This window comes from Paenibacillus sp. FSL P2-0173 (assembly GCF_038008045.1).
Classification (GTDB): domain Bacteria; phylum Bacillota; class Bacilli; order Paenibacillales; family Paenibacillaceae; genus Paenibacillus; species Paenibacillus polymyxa_B.
Genome location: NZ_JBBOYK010000001.1, coordinates 1,989,770 through 2,006,734, shown reverse-complemented (window position 1 = coordinate 2,006,734; position 16,965 = coordinate 1,989,770). Strand labels below are relative to the sequence as shown.

The window sequence follows — 16,965 nt, the reverse complement described above, 5'->3', positions numbered from 1 at the left end:
ATGAAAAAAAGCCTGCAAACGCCCCAACTATAATGGGGGTTTGCAGGCTTTTTAGGTTGTAGATTTATTTAGTCAACATACTTGTTGCCGTCAGCATCAATATAAATGGATTGAACAGCTGTGCGGCGGTACGGATATCCAGCCTCTGTGGTGCCGCTAATTTCATAGGTTACAGAATAGATGCCGGGCTTGTCCGCTTTGGATAGCTCAATTTGTCCGGTAGGGTTAACGTTTTTTTGCTGTACCGTCAAACCTTTGGATGTAGAAGTGACTCCTTGCTGCGGATCACCATAATATTGAACTTGGTAGGTGACTTGTGTAACACTGTTCGGGGAATCCTGTGGTTTCAAATTTAGCTTCGGGCCCACTGCATTTAAATTGTATTTCAGCTCAGGAACTTGAACAGCCTGGTAACGTGCAATCAGGAGATACGCTCCATTATCAGGAACCGTGACGTTCAGTTTATAGGTGCCCGGTTTTGGATTTTGAATGACGGCGTTATGATGCCAGGCACCAGCAAAAATATCGTCATCATAGCCTGCTTTCAGATTAATAATTTCACTAGTACCGTCAGGCTTGGTTAGTTCCAGTTTACTCACACGTTTATCGCTGATCCAGTCCAGATCAATGGATTTTACACCATTTTCAACAGTGAGGGTTTGTGAGGCTTTTCCATTATAATCGCCGCCTCGGATAAAATATGAATTATCGATCTCGCTATAGGTGGATTGTGAAGCAGAAGCAGTCAGGGAAGATGCTGAAAGTGCCTCAGTTTCCTGATTCAATGCTGGAGTGTTCGCTTGGAGGTAGGGTTGGATCAGGGAGAAGACGTAAGAACCAGTGCGAACCTTGGCATGATCCCAAGATCCGACTTTAACTACACGTCCGCCGGGAAGCTTAGCGTTGTCGACTGTGACCACTCCATCATTCTTACCAAAGGAGGAGAGGTAAAGTCCGCCCAGTATGTAGGAAGCAGTGCCGCCAGACCAGTTATCACCAGCAAACGTGAAGAATGGAACTGTAGTCGCATTACTAAGTGAATCGGTCTTGGTTCGGAAATACTTCATATAAGATGTTTGTAAAGTGGAGGTACCGGGATTTTGTGACCCGACGATATCTGCCAGCCATCCGGCCCAGCTACTGTAGGCGAGATCTGCAAGTTGTGAACCATGATGAGGACTGCTGAGGGTGATGACACGTTGTACATAAGGAGCGGCTCCGTTATATACGAGAGCGGTTTGAGTATCCACTCCACCTTTGCTGTGGGCGATGACGATAAGCTTTTTTCCAAAGTGATTGCTGATGACCTTAATTTTGTCGGCCAGAAGCTTACCATTGTCCCACATATCTTGGGATGTGCCAGTTGTATCGTACAGATTAATGGTGGCTGTCTGGTATCCGGCGTCACGTGCGCGCTGAAGCATATCGTTATCATTCTTGGTCCAGACTTCAGCGCTACTGTTCAAACCATGTACGAACAATAGTGCGGGCTTGGCTGGATCAACGCGATTAGGTGGTGGACCTTCTGCCCAGCTTCCGGCGGGATCTTTTGGGGGTTGGGGTGTAGTGGAGCCTGCAAAAGCGCCAACGGGAACAAGAGTAACTGATAACAAAAAAATGAGCATCAAAACGGTGATCTTTTTCAAACTGAAAATCCTCCTTTGTAAAATAAAGTATTTTTCAAGCTTATTATACATGCCATCTTGTGGTAAATCATCAATTGTATTTCATATTTACATTAAAATTTTATTTTTTTAGTCATTTTTTAGTCAGGATATCCCTATGATTCATAGCGCATGATAATCTCGTCACACATTTTATAATGTATGGAGGATGAGTTCATGCCAGGAACTAAGAAGGTCATCAGTTTTACGATTTCTGCTGCTTTACTCGCCAGTATGGCTGCTTTGACCGGGTGCGGAAATGCCGATCATAACGTTCGTACGAACAGTACACGCTATAACGCGCAAAGCACACATCATATGGATGGTGTGAACCGTTATGGTATGGATGGTGTCAATCGTTATGGGGTTAAGTCCAATGGTATGGACGGGATGGCATTGAATGAAAATGCCAACCGAACCGGACATCCAGTCCGTAATCTGCAAGTCGATCGCAATTTGTCCAAACGTATATCCGAGATGCCGGATGTAAAGTCTGCGACAGTGCTGGTCGGTGAACGACATGCCTATGTAGCCGTTTCCTTGAAAGACCAAGCTAACGGAACAGGTGTTGGTGCTCCAAGTGTTGACGGTACTCCAAGTGCAAATAGTATTGGACGTAACGGGAATGTACCGAGTGTGAATGGCGTTAATGGTACTAGAGGAAACCGTACTACGGATACTACAACGCCTGGAATGACAGACAATGGAGTAACCGGGAATGGAACACCTGCGCGTCGTGATGACGGTTTATTCGGTACGATGGGTACAGGCTCGTACGGTATGTTGCGTGGCTTGACGGACAACAATCGCGCAAATACCGGAAACACCACCATCGAGGGAGCAAGAACTGCATATGAACCAAGTGATGCAGTCAAGAGCCGTATCGCTAATAAAGTGAAGCAATTTGCGCCTTCGATTGAACAGGTGTATGTATCCGCTAACCCGGACTTTGTTAAACAAGCCACTGACTTTACACACAGTGTGCAAAATGGTCATCCGATTAGAGGCTTGAGCAATGAAATGGTGGACGTGATTGAACGTGTATTCCCAACTCCGGCGGCTGGTACAAACCGTCCAATGGAAAATACAGCACCCACACGCCCACAAAATCATACGCCCGCGCCAATGAATCATCGCTAATTCAAACCCTATAAGTGTGTGCAATGCCAAAGAAAGAGCTATCCATCTCAGCGAATACGCTGGTGGATAGCTCTTTAGTTTTGGGGAATGATAACTATAACTGAATTATTTACGCAATCCTTTAATCCATACGCCTTGCAGCTTTAAGTCTCCATCCAGTAACAGGATGTCTGCTTGTTTACCTGCTTCAAGCGAACCTGTACGATCAGCAATGTGCAAGGATCGAGCCGGATTCAGGCTGGCCATTTGTGATGCCGCGGGAATACTTATACCCACATGTTGAACCAAGTAGCGGAAGCCTTCAATCATCGTTAGTGTGCTTCCTGCCAAAGTGACGCCATCCTCCAGTCGTGCTACACCGCCCTGCACGATCACCGGCAAATCGCCGAGCGTATAATGACCGTCTTCCAGACCAGTAGCAGACATGGCATCTGTGATGAGAATGAGATTATGATCCTGCTTTAATCTAGCGAGCAGGGAAATGGCGGCGGGATGCACATGAATGCCGTCCGCGATGATTTCTGCTTCAATGCGCGGATCAGCGAGTACGGCTCCGGCGGCTCCCGGCTTGCGATGATGCAGCGGAGTCATAGCATTAAATGCATGCACCGCATGATTCAGCCCCGCCGTCGCTGCCTGTTCAACCTCTTCATACGTAGCATCCGTATGACCGAGAGCCGCGGTAATGCCATGGCTACGCAGCCATGCAATCAGTTCCAGCGCTCCTTCCCGTTCGGGCGCAAGCGTGAGCTGGCGAACAAGGCCTGGATAGCGCTGCTCCCATTCTGCCACCCATGAGAGATTCGGTGGCACGATATGTTCTGGGTTTTGCGCTCCAGGCCAGTTCGGACTGATGAACGGCCCTTCCAGATGTACGCCCTCCAACTGAGCATAGGGCATAGGTAGTGCCATGTATGCGTGAACTTCACTCAATACCCGGTCAATCTGTTCCTTGGGCGCGGTCATGGTGGTAGCCAGCATAGCCGTCGTTCCTTGTGAACCGTGAAAGGAGGTGATCGTATCCAGCACCCTTGGACTGGAGTCCATAAAGTCCTCACCGTTACCGCCGTGAACATGAATATCAATAAAGCCTGGTAGCAGATATCCTCCTTCCAAACGCACAATGTTTGCGGTTTTCGCTGCGGTTTCTTCCTGATTTGCCAAGACTACCGCTGTCCAATCGGCGGGTAAATGCTCTTCTGAACCAGCGAATACAATGGATTGCCCCTCAATGACGACAACCCCTTTTTCAATGATGTCATTCCCAACGACGACTTGCCCATACAGTAGCTGGGGTACGTTACCACTCATTTCATTTGACTTCAATTGAACCCTCCTCCTGCTTTCTGATCCAGCAAAATAAGTGCATTGGGGTGACATTGCAGCAGAGAAGCCGGACACTCAGTCGTGACAGGTCCAGTTAAAGCCTGCTTTATAATATCAGCCTTATCCGAACCAAAAGCCACCAGTATAATTTGCTTCGCTTTAAGAATCGTGCCTACTCCCATCGTAACTGCTTGCCTGGGTACAGCATCTATATCGCCAAAAAATCGAGCATTCGCCGAGCGCGTACTTTCTTTCAAATCTACAACATGTGTGGCTCCAGTCAAGCGGTGACCAGGTTCGTTAAAGCCGATATGACCATTATGACCAATGCCAAGCAATTGCAGATCCACGGGTCCATGGTCCAAAATGGCCTGCTCGTGCGCTGCACATTCTGCTGCCAGATCTAGTGCATTCCCGTCAGGGACACGTGTATGGGATATCGGAATATCGATATGCTGGAACAAGTGCTCATTCATAAAGCTTCGATAGCTCTGCGGATGTTCTGGGGGAAGACCAACATACTCATCAAGATTCACGGAATAGGCTCGTGCAAAACTGACCTGTCCCTTGCTGTACATATCTGCAAGATGTTGGTAAATGCCAATCGGCGTACTACCGGTGGCCAGGCCAAGCATGGCCTGTGGTTTGGATAGCAGCAAGCTGGCGATCACAGCGGCGGCAGTAGCGTTCAGGTCCTCACGGCTGTTCAAAATGCGTATGTTCATCTTAGTGACCCCCTGGTTGTTTTTTGAGCTTGCTCACTTGTTGATATGAACCTTCCAATCTCGGAATATATTTGTCAAAATCTGCGCTCACCATACCTGTAAACAGAATATCTATGATATGAAGCTGGGCGATGCGGGAGGCCATGTCCCCACGTCGCATTCCTTCCTCCAATGAGGAGGAAAATAGCGCAATATCCGCAAGACCTGCCAGCGTATTGTTTCCGAAGGAGGTCAGGGATAATGTCTTAGCCCCCTGTTCCTTTGCACAACGTAGAGCCGCAATGGTCTCCTGGGTTTCTCCTGAATAAGAGACGGCAAAGGCGACATCTCCTGCTCCGAGCGAGGAGGCAGAGGTAATCTGCATATGCGAATCTGCAAAGGCAGTGCTGTTCTTGCCAATACGGATGAGCTTCTGGTAAAAATCCTGTGCCACAATCGACGATGTCGCCATCCCATAGAGATCAATGCGGCTCGTGGCTGACAGCCATGCAATGGCCTGCTCCAGCTTGTCGTAATCCAGCAGTCGGGTCGTGTCCGCAATGGATGCGGTATGGTTCGCCTGAATAGCCTGCACGATTCGGGAAAGTGAATTTCCGGCGACAATATCCTGATAGGATTCTTCACCATTACGGTTGGAGTGGGACAACTCGGCGGCCAGCTTCATTTTGAAATCGGGATAGCCTTTAAAATGTAGTGATTTGCAAAACCGCGTAACGGTCGCCGCGCTCACACCACAACGCTCTGACAGCTCCCGAATACCCAAATGCAGCACATCTTCCGGGGATTGCAGGATGGATTCCGCCAGCTTGCGCTCCTGTACGGGAAGCTGCTCCAGTCTATGGGCTAATGTATGAAGAATGGGGGACATGAGCTGTGCTCCTTTGGCTGTAGAATGTTTGTGTGAAAAAAAGTATCGTATACAAGAAGAATATAAGGAAAAACATTTTCATGTGTATTGTAAAATAATTCTGCCGCTCATGCAAGAGATGTGAGGAGAATTTTTATTAGATTTTGCGAAAAAATAGCCGGCGAAAATTGTAGAAGTTATCATACATTAATTTACATATTGCGAGTTTTACTTACAAAACAACCTATTGACTTGTCTCTTCATTGGAGGAGTATAATTGAATAAAGTTCCAGTGAAGGAATTTTTCTAGGAGCTTTCTTTGCAGAGGGCATCGTTGGGTGGAACGAACAGAATCTCATTCACAAGGAGGAGTTTGCTATGCAAAGCCAAGTGATTGAAATGATCAGCGCGGTTAAGGAAGATCCTGAACTGGTCGCTAAGCTGGATGGACATTCGGACATTATTCATGATGCCGGACTGGATTCGTTGCAGTTGGTTCATTTCATGCTGCAAGTGGAGGATGCGTTTGATGTGGAGATTGATTTTGATTCCTTTGAGCTAGAGCATTTGAGCTCGGTAGATGCGTTTTGCAGCTACATTCAGGGGATCAGCGATGCGGAACAAGCGCCGCACCTGGAGGGAATGGAGACGGTCTGACGTACAGCTTGGTACATGTGCCTGAAAATCCATTAAACGAGGTGTTAGCATGCAGCCCAAAAGCAATGTGCTGATTGATGAGAAAGCGTTCAAGCTCATCAAGCGTAACCTGAAAAACGCTTCTGTATCTTACCGTAACGCCACACAGGACCCTACTTTCAAAACGGACATGCCCCAGACGATCGGCATTAAGCTGACCAACCGCTGCAACCTGAGATGTACACACTGTTTTGAATGGAACGAGGAAGGCTACCATCACCAAATGGATAAAGAAGAACAAAACATGGATCTTGCTCCGGACATGCTCCGGCAGATTTTGAGCGAAACCAAGGAAGCCAAGTCCAGACTGTACATGTGGGGCGGCGAACCGATGTTTCACCGGCGTTTTGATGAAATTTTGGACGTGCTGGCGGAAGATCGGCGAGAAATGACCTTTTGTACAAATGGATTACTTATTGATAAATATTTGGACCGGATTTTGGATTTGTCCGAAAATCTGGAGTTATTAATAGCGATTGAAGGTTTTGAAAGAGAACACGATCTAATTCGCGGTAAAGGCACCTTTCAAAAAACAATGCGGCAGATGGATAAGCTGATTGAACTGCGCGACCAGGGGTTGTACAAGGGACGGGTAACTGTCCATGCGGTCATTAACGATAACATGATCGGACGGATGTACGAATTTCTGCAAATGCTGGAGGACAAAAGGCTGGATCTGGTGCTGCTGACGTTCCCCTGGTACATTTCCAAAGAGACCTCCCTCAAAATGGATGAATATTTCACACATAATTTCTCCTGGCTCCGACAACTTGAAGAAAAAAATATTAGTAGCTGGCATGCTTTCAAATATAAAATCAACCCGGATAACATCGATCCTCTGATGCAGGAACTACAGCGGATCAATGAGCGAGTATGGAACATTCGCGTGCGCTATCAGCCCGGTTTGGATTATGAGGAAATTGATAAATTTATACATGGCGAGGAAATGGTTAGCCGTTGTTCCAATCATTGTTTGGCGCTCACCTCCAGAACAGATATTTTACCAGACGGGAAGGTCATGCCTTGCAAATTTTTCAGTGAGTTCACGATTGGAAGCATGCGTGAGCACAGTCTGAAGGAGATATGGAACTCAGATGCGTATGAGAAAACTCGTCAAAAGATTAATCATGAAGGATTGACTCCGGTGTGCTCCAAATGCAGCGTATTGTATCTGCACGGGGCAGGCTCTCTGAAATACATTTAGTTTTCTATGGATGTTGTTTGTTACTGGATGGAAGAGAGAGGGATGATGACAAGACGTGACGACTAAAACTATTAACCTTGTGGAAGCGCTTGCGCATGAACGGGATCATGGAGTCCTGATTTGGCTGTTTAATATCGGCGCAGAGCAAGTGTGGCATCCATCCCCCCGCAAGGGGGGCATGGTAGACCGGGATGAACAGCAAGTCGTAAACCGGATGGAGGAAATGAATCTCCTGCTATGTCGAAGTCAGGATGTCATTGTACTTCGGGAACAGCCGGATGAGGCGTTTCTGGACATGCTCCAACGGTTGGGCTTTAGCCTGCCGCGTATTGAGGTGCCGGAGCCTTCTGATCCGCTAACGCCGATTTCAGAGCTGGTGCTGGCGGATGAGACGCTTTTGGCACGACTGCGCACGGTTGCAGATGCAGGCCACAGCAGCGGCGGAGCCAAAGCGTGGCTCGTCCCCTATGCGGTCACACCGCAGGAGGAAGCGATTGCGGAGCTTTGCGGGCTAGAGCTGATCGGTGCTCCATCCGCGGTCAGTGCTCAGGTGAATGATAAAATATTCAGCCGCCTGACCGCGCAAAAGCTTGGTTTTGCCGTCAGCGAAGGCGCTGTATGTGCAGACGAATCGGCGATCCGCAGGGAGTGTGCCAGACTGGCTGACTTATCGGATGGACCTGTGAAGCTGATTATCAAGCAACCGCACGGTGCCTCAGGACAAGGCATGTATATGCTGGACGAGCTGTCCAAGCTGGACACACTGCTGAGTGTGATGAAGCGTTTTGGCGGCTCGTCGCCATCTTCCGGCGGTTGGCTGGTGGAGCGCTGGCACAATAAGCAGATGGATCTGAACTACCAGCTCTGCATTGACGAGGGCGGTGGTGTGACGATGTTTTCGCTAAAAAGGCAAAACGTGGATGGCACCGTATATATCGGATCTCAAGTGCCGGCTGAGATTGGCGATGCGCTGGAGGAAGAAGTGAGACGCTGCGCTTATCAGCTGGGTACGCATCTCTATTCCATTGGGTATACGGGAATGGCCTCTATTGACGGTTTTGTTGACGAAGAAGGTTTGCTGGTTCCAGTCATTGAGATAAATGGTAGATTTACGTTGTCTACCTATATTTCGTTCCTGTCATCCGTCCTGGGAGAACAGCATAAAACATTATCCCGTTATTACCGCAACGTTACCGCTACACCTCTCACCTACAGCCGCTTGTGCGGGTTGCTCGCGGAGGAGGGCTTGCTCTATACGCCCGAACGTCCAGAAGGGGTGTTTGTGTATACGGCGGGTACATTGTCTGGTATTCCTGTGAAGCGGGGCTATGTGAACCGGATTTTCACACTTATTTTGGCAGACAGCTGGCAGGAAGCTGATGCTTATGCGCACAAATTGGAAGGTATTATTGCTGGATTAGGATGCTCATAAATTGGAGGGAATCAAGAATGAAAACAACAGATGTATACCATGTAGTACCCTTGCTGGAAAAGATTTTGAAGCTGGATTCGGGAGAGCTGGAACAGTTGACTCCGGATCAGGATCTGCGAACCTTGGGGCTGAATTCCTTATCCGCTGTGGAATTAATTGTAGAGTTGGAAAATGAGCTTGATATTACGATGGAGGACGACGATCTAGTGCTGGAGCATCTATCTACACTGCAAGGCATCGAGCGTCTGCTGGGCAAATATGCATAAGGGCGCTGAAAAGACAAGGTTGATGCAGGGATCCGATATGGAGACTCGTCATGATTCCGTTGTGGACTATGGTGCAGAAGAAGTCGCAAACGCTCTTCCAGGGAAACATTGTGTATATTCTTCCCTGCGTACCTCATTGCGGAGGTACGGGGTGAACATGGCCGAATCCGAGCTATTCATGCTGTGTGGAAGTATGTGCGCAGAGTACGGTGGAGATTTGAAGCGCTTCGGACCTGAGAAATATCCGGAGCAGCTTCAAGAAATGGCAGCCAGTGGTGGACCTGTTATTCGGGTGGAACCGTGGGTCGCTGGTGTCAGCGATGAAACCAACCTGTTGCAGGTACTCACATCGGGCTACGGTACCATGCTGCATACGTCGAGCACCGCTTTAACCTATCACGATGTATATGTGAAAAATTACCCAAGGGGCCACGTGATTGAGTTGTGCGGGTTGGACTTGCAAGAACGGACAGCACAGGTGAATGACAGCTTCCTGCTCGATTCCTCGGGACATGCCATGACTTATGTGGGCTCAGCCCGGCTCGACGATCTGATGCAGGGCATTATTGAGTATGCATGGCTGGTGGAGCAGCCTGCCCCGCTTTCGCCAAGTGAGATGCATGCTGCGTGTGCTCATCATATTCGACAGTATTTGACTGGACACGAAGCCATCTGGAGAGGCGTACCTACGTCTAATGAGTCGGAAAGTCAAACGGGGAAAGCTGTGACAGGCAAGCAGGTCAAGCGGGGAGATGAGGGGTACCGGGCATTTGTCGGTGACTTCCGTCTGTTGGCAGACATGGAGGATCAGGATTTTCGGACGTACTGTCATGAAATCTATTACAATCTGCGATTGGGCAGTGCTCTTCATTTGACGGATTATACAGCTGATTATTGCCTGCTGCATCAAGCCACGCTGGGACCACAAACACAGCATGTAATTGAATTGGCACAGGCGCTGTACGCGGATTGGCACAAGCTTAATCTGCATATTTACAAAACAGGGCTTCAATTGCGCAAGCATCGGATGCCTGAAATTACGGAACGAGCTTTGCATTTAATTGAAAGACAGCGGCATATGCTGGAGGAACTGATGATTTTAGCAGAGAAAGCAGCCGAGTAGTCCAAGCATTCGGCCGTATAAGAAACGTTCATCAGGTGTCCTGCACAGAGGAAAGAGGAGGGGAATTGATTGCCGTCCATTACATTAAAGCAATTGTCGAAAACATTTACGTACTACAAAAAGGAGCCGGGCGTGCGCAAATCGTTACAAAACTTGTTCAGGCGTGAGCAGCTGACCAAAGAGGCTGTGCAAAATGTCAGCTTTAGCATTGAGGAAGGCGAAATTGTCGGATTTCTCGGTCCAAACGGGGCGGGCAAAACAACGACGCTCAAAATGCTGTCTGGCATTCTCCATCCCACGGACGGGGAGGCATCGGTACTTGGCTTTACCCCGTGGAAACGACAAAAAGAGTTTAAACGTCAGTTTTCCATTGTAATGGGACAGAAAAACCAGCTCTGGTGGGATTTGCCTGCAAGCGAGTCATTCGAGCTGAACAAGCTTATCTATGAAATCGATGAAAACCGTTATAAAGAGGCACTAGAAGAACTGGTCACCCTGCTTGGGGTGGAGGAGCAGCTTCATGTGCAGGTTCGGCGGCTGTCTCTCGGCGAGCGTATGAAAATGGAACTGATCGCCGCGCTGCTGCATCGTCCACGGGTCATTTTGCTGGATGAGCCGACCATCGGACTGGACCTTGTTTCTCAGCGGCGGATTCGAGAGTTTTTCAAAGCCTATAACCGCACGCACCGGACAACCATCCTGCTGACAAGCCACTACATGAAGGATATTGAGGATTTGTGCAGTAGATCCATCATTATCAGCGGGGGCAGATTGGTCTATGACGGAGACTTACACAAGGTGAATGAGGTCATCGGTGCCCGTAAATTACTCAAGGTTCGACTGGAGACCCCCGTATCCAGCCTAACGTTGGCGAGCCTCGGCAAACTTCGCTCCAACTCGGAGCTGGAGGCGGTATTTGAGCTGGATGCAGAAGATACCTTGGCTTGGTCCAAAAAGATTTTGGACGCACTGCCTGTCGTTGATTTTACGATTGAGGACGTCCCGCTGGAAGAGGGGATAGCCAATTTGTACGATGGGGGCAGGCTGGCCGATGCGAAATAACAAATATGTGAAGGTACTCCAGCTTGGTATGCAAAACGAAATGGAGTATCGGGCTAATTATTGGCTCCAAATGGCGGGATTTATGCTGCCGATCATGACGCAAATTTTTCTCTGGCTAGCTGTATTTGGTTCTTCGGGACAAGCAAGAGTGCTGGGCTATTCTCTGCCAGAAATGCTGGTGTATGTGGTCATGGCGGGAGTAACTGGAAAACTGATTGCTACGGGCTTTGAATACGAAATTGCTACAGATATCAAGGAAGGTGGACTGGCAAAATTCATGGTACAGCCTGTGCATTATTTTGCTTACCGTTTTTGCCGGTTTATCGGAGGCAAAGTCATACAGTCTGCGGTCGTGCTGCTGGCGGCTGCTATTTTGCTGTTATGTCTTAGCCTGGAAGGACAAATCAGCTTCGGGCTATCGTACATCCTGCTTTACATATTGGCGTTGCCAGGAGCGCTTGTGCTTAATTTTGTGGTCTATTATGCGCTGAGCGGCATAGCCTTTTGGGTGACGGAATCGGCGGGACTATTTTATACGCTGTCGCTTGTCATTTACGTAGCTAGCGGTACCGTGTTTCCGCTGACGATTTTTGGAGATGTTTTGGCCCGTCTGTTCAGTCTGCTACCGTTCAGCTACACCGTATTTTTTCCGGTGAATGCGTTGACGGGCAAGCTGACTGTGCTGGAAGCCGCTAAAGGCATTGGCGTGCAATGGCTCTGGATTGTAGTGCTGGCGGCCCTATCACGCTGGGTGTGGCAAGCCGGGGTCAAACGCTTTGTCTCGGTGGGGGGTTAACATGAAAAATGTTTTCCGAAACGTTAGGCGCTACATCAGACTGTACTGGAAGTTTGTCCAGTTTTCCGTCATGTCGCAGATGGAATACCGCATTAATTTTATAACTGCATTTCTGGTTGAAACGGCTTATTTGCTCATCAAGCTGCTGTACGCATCGGTTCCATACCGCGCTGGGACGGATATTAATGGCTGGTCTCCTGACGCCATATTGTTATATATCGGCGTGTTTACGATGATGAGCGGATTTTATAGTGGATTGTTCTACAGTAATTTTACAAGCCTGCCTGACAAAATTCGTACCGGCTCACTGGACGTGCTCATGACTAAACCCGTATCGCTGCAATTTATGGTAACACTGCGTCAATTTGAATTGGGCTATACCGTGCCGAATGTAATTGGCGGCGGAATTATGACAGGGGTCGGCTGGCAACGACTCGGATTGCCGTTTAATTTTGAAACTGTAGGAGGGTTCTCTGTGCTGCTTGGATGCGGGGTGCTTACGGCATACTCCGTATTTTTGCTCCCTCAACTGCTAGCCTTCTGGATCATCCGCACGAACGGCGTTACGGAGCTGTCCAACAGCATTTTCGAGACAAACTATGTGCCGATGGCCGTGTACAGTAATCTGATTCAGCGTATCGGTTTGTTCGTGCTTCCGGTGTTTGTCATTTGTAATTTTCCGCCCATGTTCATTCTCGGCAAAATGGAAACCGGGTTAGTGGTATGGGCATTTCTCGCACCTCTCTGGCTGCTGGCGATCATCCGCCTGATATGGCAGTTTGCTCTACGTGATTATACGAGCGCGAGCCAGTAGCGCTACCGTGTAGTAGGCCAATAATGAAGCAGGAAAGGAAGCGAATCATATGAATGCGATACCGAATCAGCGTCATTTGTATATGGGAACGTTCGAAGCGGAGGTTTACTGGCGGGATGCCCAGTTAGCTTCCTTGCCAGCCCTGCCAGACCGGGCTTCTTCTGCGATTGTAGCAGCCATGGATGAACTGCTGTTCAGCTTTTGCCAGCCGGGAGATGCGTTATTGACCCGTTATGCCATTTCGCCCGTACAGCGTCAGTATATCGCGCAGTTGGGCTTTCATCCGGCTGTCAACGAACGGGACTTGACCGATGGCATGGAGCGTGCAGGCAATGTGTCGACCGCATCAGTATTTGAACTGCTGGGCAGTCGCAAGGCCGATGCCGGAGAGGGGTTTCCTCAACTGGAAGGCTGTGTGCTTAGCCCGTTTGCGGGTTTACCGCATGTGGAGGAGGCTGCACGTGCTTGGGGAATAACACTGCATCAGCCGCCGCTGGAAACGATTCGCAAGGTAAATGCCAAAACGTATTCCTCTGATCTGAAACGCAGTCTTGGTCTGCGCAACCCGGGCTATATTGTGACTTCGTTTGCAGATGTTGCTGAGGCGGGGCGTAAGCTGCTACGGGATGGAAGCTTTTTAATCAAGGATGATTTTGGCGTATCGGGCAAAGGAAACCTGCACATTACCTCGACACAAATGCTGGACCGGATCGTATCGTATTTGCGTGGACAGGAGCGTAAAGGCAAACAGGTGCTTTTCCTTTTGGAGCCTTTTCTGGAGAAAGAGCAGGATTTTTCATGCCAATTTACGATTGGTGATGATGGAAGTGTCGATATCTTATCTGTACAATGGCTGGCTAACACTCAATTCTCCTATCGGGAATCCTTGTCGCCGGACGGGGCATTTTTGGAGCGGCTGGAGCGCGAGGGCTATTTTAGCTTGATGCAGGATGTGGGGCAGCAATTGTATCAAGACGGTTATTATGGCGATGTTTGCATTGATTCCATGACACTTCGTGGTGGGAAGCTGGAGCCAATTATCGAAATTAATGCTAGAAAGTCGATGAGTTTGATCAAGCATCAGCTCGATACCTTTCTGGCCAGGAAAAATATGCGTGGCACGCTGACGAATTATTCGCTGTCCCATGATGGCAGTCTATCCTATGAAGAACTGCTGGAAGGGCTGAAAGGTGAAGGATTGTTGTTCACAGGTGAACGTGAAGAAGGCGTCATGCCTCTGGGTGCCAATACGTTATATGTGAACACAGGTGGACGAGATGGCGAGAACAAGATTGTGGGCCATACAAGCACGCCAAGCAGAAATGCAACTGGGCGCGGAGGCAGATCATCTGCCAAGCAGGTTCGTGTGAGCGGGATTGGGGCCAGCGATGGCGGATCAGAAGGGAACGGCTTGGGTAAGCCGGACTTGAATGGTAAAAAAGAAACCGCTGGAAGCGAACGGGCACGAGGCAAGGGTCGTCTTTATTTGGAACTGGTTGCTGCGAGCGATGAGGAAAAAATGCGATTGACTACAAAGCTGGAGCGTTTTTTGGCAGAGCATCATTTTACAGTGCTGAATTAAACGGGAGGCGTATGAGCATGCGTAAGAATACGGATAAGCTTATGAAGGTAACGATTTTGTGTTCCGGTTTCGGATTGGGCTTTTATACCCCTGGCTTGTTGTTGCAAGCGGGTCTTCGCAGGCTGGGCGTGGATACGGCGATTCATGTATTTGAAAATGTGCTGCCAGAATCGGCCCGTCTCAAGGTCGACAAAAGCCGCAAAGCTTACCATGACAATTTTGCGGTGGCCTTAATGTCACAAAAGGTTCCGCAGGATATGCGTAATTCACTGGATCTCGCAGCGATGGAAGTACTGCTGAACCAATGGATAGAGGAAGATCGGCGGTATTTTATATGCTTATCCGGTCATTGGATGTATGTACTGGAGGAGTATCGCAAGCGCAGAGAACCGAAGTCGGTGCATGTGGACATTGTGTATATGGATTCGACACCTTCTCCTTCCTGGAAAAATCTAGCCAAGCATAACCCACGTTTTGCGGATGGCTGTGGAGAAACGACCTTTTTTGAAAATGATAACAATAGAGTCAGCCACTATATTGATGTACCGGCCGTGGAGTATGTACCGTTTGAAGCACGGCAATCCCGCTTATTCGTACATGGCGGCGGTTGGGGGATGGGCACCTACCGCGACAAGGTTGGACGGTTGGAAGAAGCGGGCTGGGAGCTGGACCTGCTGTTGTATGATCAGGATCAACCGGATGAACAGCGGGACAGTATACGCTATTTTCAGATGGACCCGCAGTGGAGGACATGGCAGCGAAATGAAGCCGGAGAGCATACATTTCCACCTTTCGGAGAGGTGAAAAGAGGCGAGAAGACAGTGTATCAGGTTGGACCGGATTACCATAGCATGCTGGACCAAGCATGTCGTGTCCAGGCCATTGTCAGCAAGCCCGGTGGTGGCAGCCTAACCGATTCGTTCGCTACAGCTACTCCGCTCATTATGCTGGAGCCATTTGGTGTGCATGAGAAGCATAATGCGGATCTATGGGAACGGCTTGGACTGGGTATGCGGTACGATACGTGGATACAAACCTATGACGGCAGTGCTCAGATACTGGAGGATATGCATCGCAGGATCGTAGAGCTGCGCAGTCGAACGCCGCGTTATATAGAGTCCTATGTGAATAGCATCCAAATGTCAGCAAGCTCACTGGGAATGGAGCAGGGGTCATGAACGCTGCCGCGGCTGCGCAAGAACCTGCGATGCGAGATATTCGCTTTGGGATCATTGGCTGTTCTGCTATTGCTCCGCGTGCCTTGCTGGAACCGATCCGACATGTAGCAGGGGCACGCGTGACCGCGCTTGCGAACCGCACGGTTGCCAAGGCAGGAGAAATGGCAGATCGTTTTGGCGTCAGTGTCATTTATCGGCATGCTGAGGATATGCTAAAGGACCCGGAGATCGACGCTGTATATATTGCGCTCAGCAACGACTTGCATGCCGAGTGGATTGGCAAAGCACTACGGGCTCATAAGCATGTGCTGGTGGAAAAACCGTTATGTCTGAATACGGCTGATCTGGCTCCCTTGGCAGCCACAGTCGAGCAGAGCAGCGCTTACCTGCTGGAGGGAGTCATGGTGCAGCACCATCCTTGGCAGCATGAGCTGCGGAGGATCGTAGAATCGGGGCGTTATGGTCGCTTATGCTCCATAGAGACGAGTCTATGCATTCCGGCAAAAGAAGGACATGCGGACAATTACAGATCTCGTCCGGAGCAGGGTGGGGGATGCTTTTGGGATCTGGGCGTGTACTGGCTCCAGCTGCTTCAAGCCGTCGTTGGATTGGAGCAGGCTGAATTCCACAGTCAATCGGATTTTGATGGTCCTCATGGTTGTGACTGGACATTTAGTGCGCAAGCCCGTTATCCGAGCGGATTGAAGGCATCTGCCCTCTTTTCATTTGAGCGCCCTTATCACTGTGCTCATGTACTGACCTTTGATTCGGCAGTAGTCACTTTAAAGGACTGCTTTCGGGCAAATTTAGGTTTTTATAAAATGACACTCAAGACGGAAATAAAGAAGGATATCATGCCGAATATAACGGATGCGGACGCACTGCCTGTGTTATCACAGACATCCTCGCATACCAAAACGGTTTTCGAGCCTATGAACTATTATGTCAATCAGTTGAATACCTTTTGCAGCATCATCCGGGGAGAAGCGGAGCCCATTCCTTTTCGCGAGGCTGCTGAACGCGTCAGACTGCTGGCAGCCATTCATGAAGCAGCACGCTCGGGCGAGACGATCTATGCAGTATGAGTATGATTGTGTTTTCGAGCGGTGG

General features: G+C 49.2%; 16 protein-coding genes. 12 read left to right on the top strand and 4 right to left on the bottom strand.

Annotation, left to right across the window (positions count from 1 at the left end):
• Positions 1-68: 68 nt before the first annotated feature.
• Complete coding sequence (locus MKX30_RS08860; RefSeq protein WP_023990069.1) at positions 69-1,646, bottom strand: esterase/lipase family protein; 1,578 nt, start codon at positions 1,644-1,646, stop codon at positions 69-71.
• Between the two features lie 195 nt (positions 1,647-1,841).
• Between MKX30_RS08860 and MKX30_RS08855 the strand changes: the two genes are divergently transcribed.
• Complete coding sequence (locus MKX30_RS08855; protein WP_028541499.1) at positions 1,842-2,804, top strand: YhcN/YlaJ family sporulation lipoprotein; 963 nt, start codon at positions 1,842-1,844, stop codon at positions 2,802-2,804.
• 105 nt (positions 2,805-2,909) lie between these two features.
• Here MKX30_RS08855 and nagA read toward each other — a convergent pair whose 3' ends face one another.
• The 3 genes from nagA to MKX30_RS08840 are packed head-to-tail and all read right to left on the bottom strand — an operon-like array spanning position 2,910 to position 5,723.
• The gene (gene nagA, locus MKX30_RS08850) at positions 2,910-4,130 is read right to left on the bottom strand and encodes an N-acetylglucosamine-6-phosphate deacetylase (RefSeq protein ID WP_081326419.1); all 1,221 of its coding nucleotides are present in this window, start codon (positions 4,128-4,130) and stop codon (positions 2,910-2,912) included.
• Positions 4,127-4,855: a glucosamine-6-phosphate deaminase gene (gene nagB / locus MKX30_RS08845; RefSeq protein ID WP_068941770.1), complete on the bottom strand. Its 729-nt coding sequence runs from the start codon at positions 4,853-4,855 to the stop codon at positions 4,127-4,129. The genes nagA and nagB overlap by 4 nt, the downstream gene beginning before the upstream one ends.
• A gap of 1 nt (position 4,856) precedes the next feature.
• Positions 4,857-5,723: a MurR/RpiR family transcriptional regulator gene (locus tag MKX30_RS08840; RefSeq protein WP_023990065.1), complete on the bottom strand. Its 867-nt coding sequence runs from the start codon at positions 5,721-5,723 to the stop codon at positions 4,857-4,859.
• A 357-nt stretch (positions 5,724-6,080) separates the two neighbouring features.
• Here MKX30_RS08840 and MKX30_RS08835 point away from each other — a divergent pair, with 357 nt between their 5' ends.
• The 11 genes from MKX30_RS08835 (at position 6,081) to MKX30_RS08785 (ending at position 16,940) form a co-directional block, all read left to right on the top strand.
• Positions 6,081-6,359, top strand: a complete 279-nt coding sequence (locus tag MKX30_RS08835) for an acyl carrier protein (RefSeq protein WP_013311713.1) — start codon at positions 6,081-6,083, stop codon at positions 6,357-6,359.
• A 49-nt stretch (positions 6,360-6,408) separates the two neighbouring features.
• Entirely contained in the window at positions 6,409-7,602 is a 1,194-nt protein-coding gene (locus tag MKX30_RS08830; RefSeq protein ID WP_023990063.1) for a radical SAM/SPASM domain-containing protein, read from the top strand.
• 55 nt (positions 7,603-7,657) lie between these two features.
• Positions 7,658-9,034, top strand: coding sequence for a peptide ligase PGM1-related protein (locus MKX30_RS08825; protein ID WP_341062732.1), 1,377 nt, complete (start codon positions 7,658-7,660; stop codon positions 9,032-9,034).
• Positions 9,035-9,051: 17 nt separating this feature from the next.
• Entirely contained in the window at positions 9,052-9,300 is a 249-nt protein-coding gene (locus tag MKX30_RS08820; RefSeq protein ID WP_025719468.1) for an acyl carrier protein, read from the top strand.
• A 37-nt stretch (positions 9,301-9,337) separates the two neighbouring features.
• Positions 9,338-10,423 (top strand): hypothetical protein, encoded by a 1,086-nt coding sequence (locus MKX30_RS08815; RefSeq protein ID WP_023990060.1) that lies wholly within the window; start codon positions 9,338-9,340, stop codon positions 10,421-10,423.
• Between the two features lie 69 nt (positions 10,424-10,492).
• Positions 10,493-11,485 (top strand): ABC transporter ATP-binding protein, encoded by a 993-nt coding sequence (locus tag MKX30_RS08810; RefSeq protein ID WP_068941768.1) that lies wholly within the window; start codon positions 10,493-10,495, stop codon positions 11,483-11,485.
• Positions 11,475-12,281, top strand: coding sequence for an ABC transporter permease (locus MKX30_RS08805; protein ID WP_028541504.1), 807 nt, complete (start codon positions 11,475-11,477; stop codon positions 12,279-12,281). The genes MKX30_RS08810 and MKX30_RS08805 overlap by 11 nt, the downstream gene beginning before the upstream one ends.
• A 1-nt stretch (position 12,282) precedes the next feature.
• On the top strand, positions 12,283-13,095 hold the full coding sequence (locus tag MKX30_RS08800; protein WP_023990058.1) for an ABC transporter permease: 813 nt from the start codon (positions 12,283-12,285) through the stop codon (positions 13,093-13,095).
• Between the two features lie 49 nt (positions 13,096-13,144).
• Complete coding sequence (locus MKX30_RS08795; protein ID WP_341062731.1) at positions 13,145-14,677, top strand: hypothetical protein; 1,533 nt, start codon at positions 13,145-13,147, stop codon at positions 14,675-14,677.
• A 17-nt stretch (positions 14,678-14,694) separates the two neighbouring features.
• Complete coding sequence (locus MKX30_RS08790) at positions 14,695-15,855, top strand: hypothetical protein (RefSeq protein ID WP_053326009.1); 1,161 nt, start codon at positions 14,695-14,697, stop codon at positions 15,853-15,855.
• A complete protein-coding gene (locus tag MKX30_RS08785) occupies positions 15,852-16,940 on the top strand; it encodes a Gfo/Idh/MocA family protein (protein ID WP_340959542.1) in 1,089 nt (362 codons plus the stop codon). Before MKX30_RS08790 ends, MKX30_RS08785 begins: the two co-directional genes overlap by 4 nt.
• The last annotated feature ends 25 nt before the right edge of the window (positions 16,941-16,965 follow it).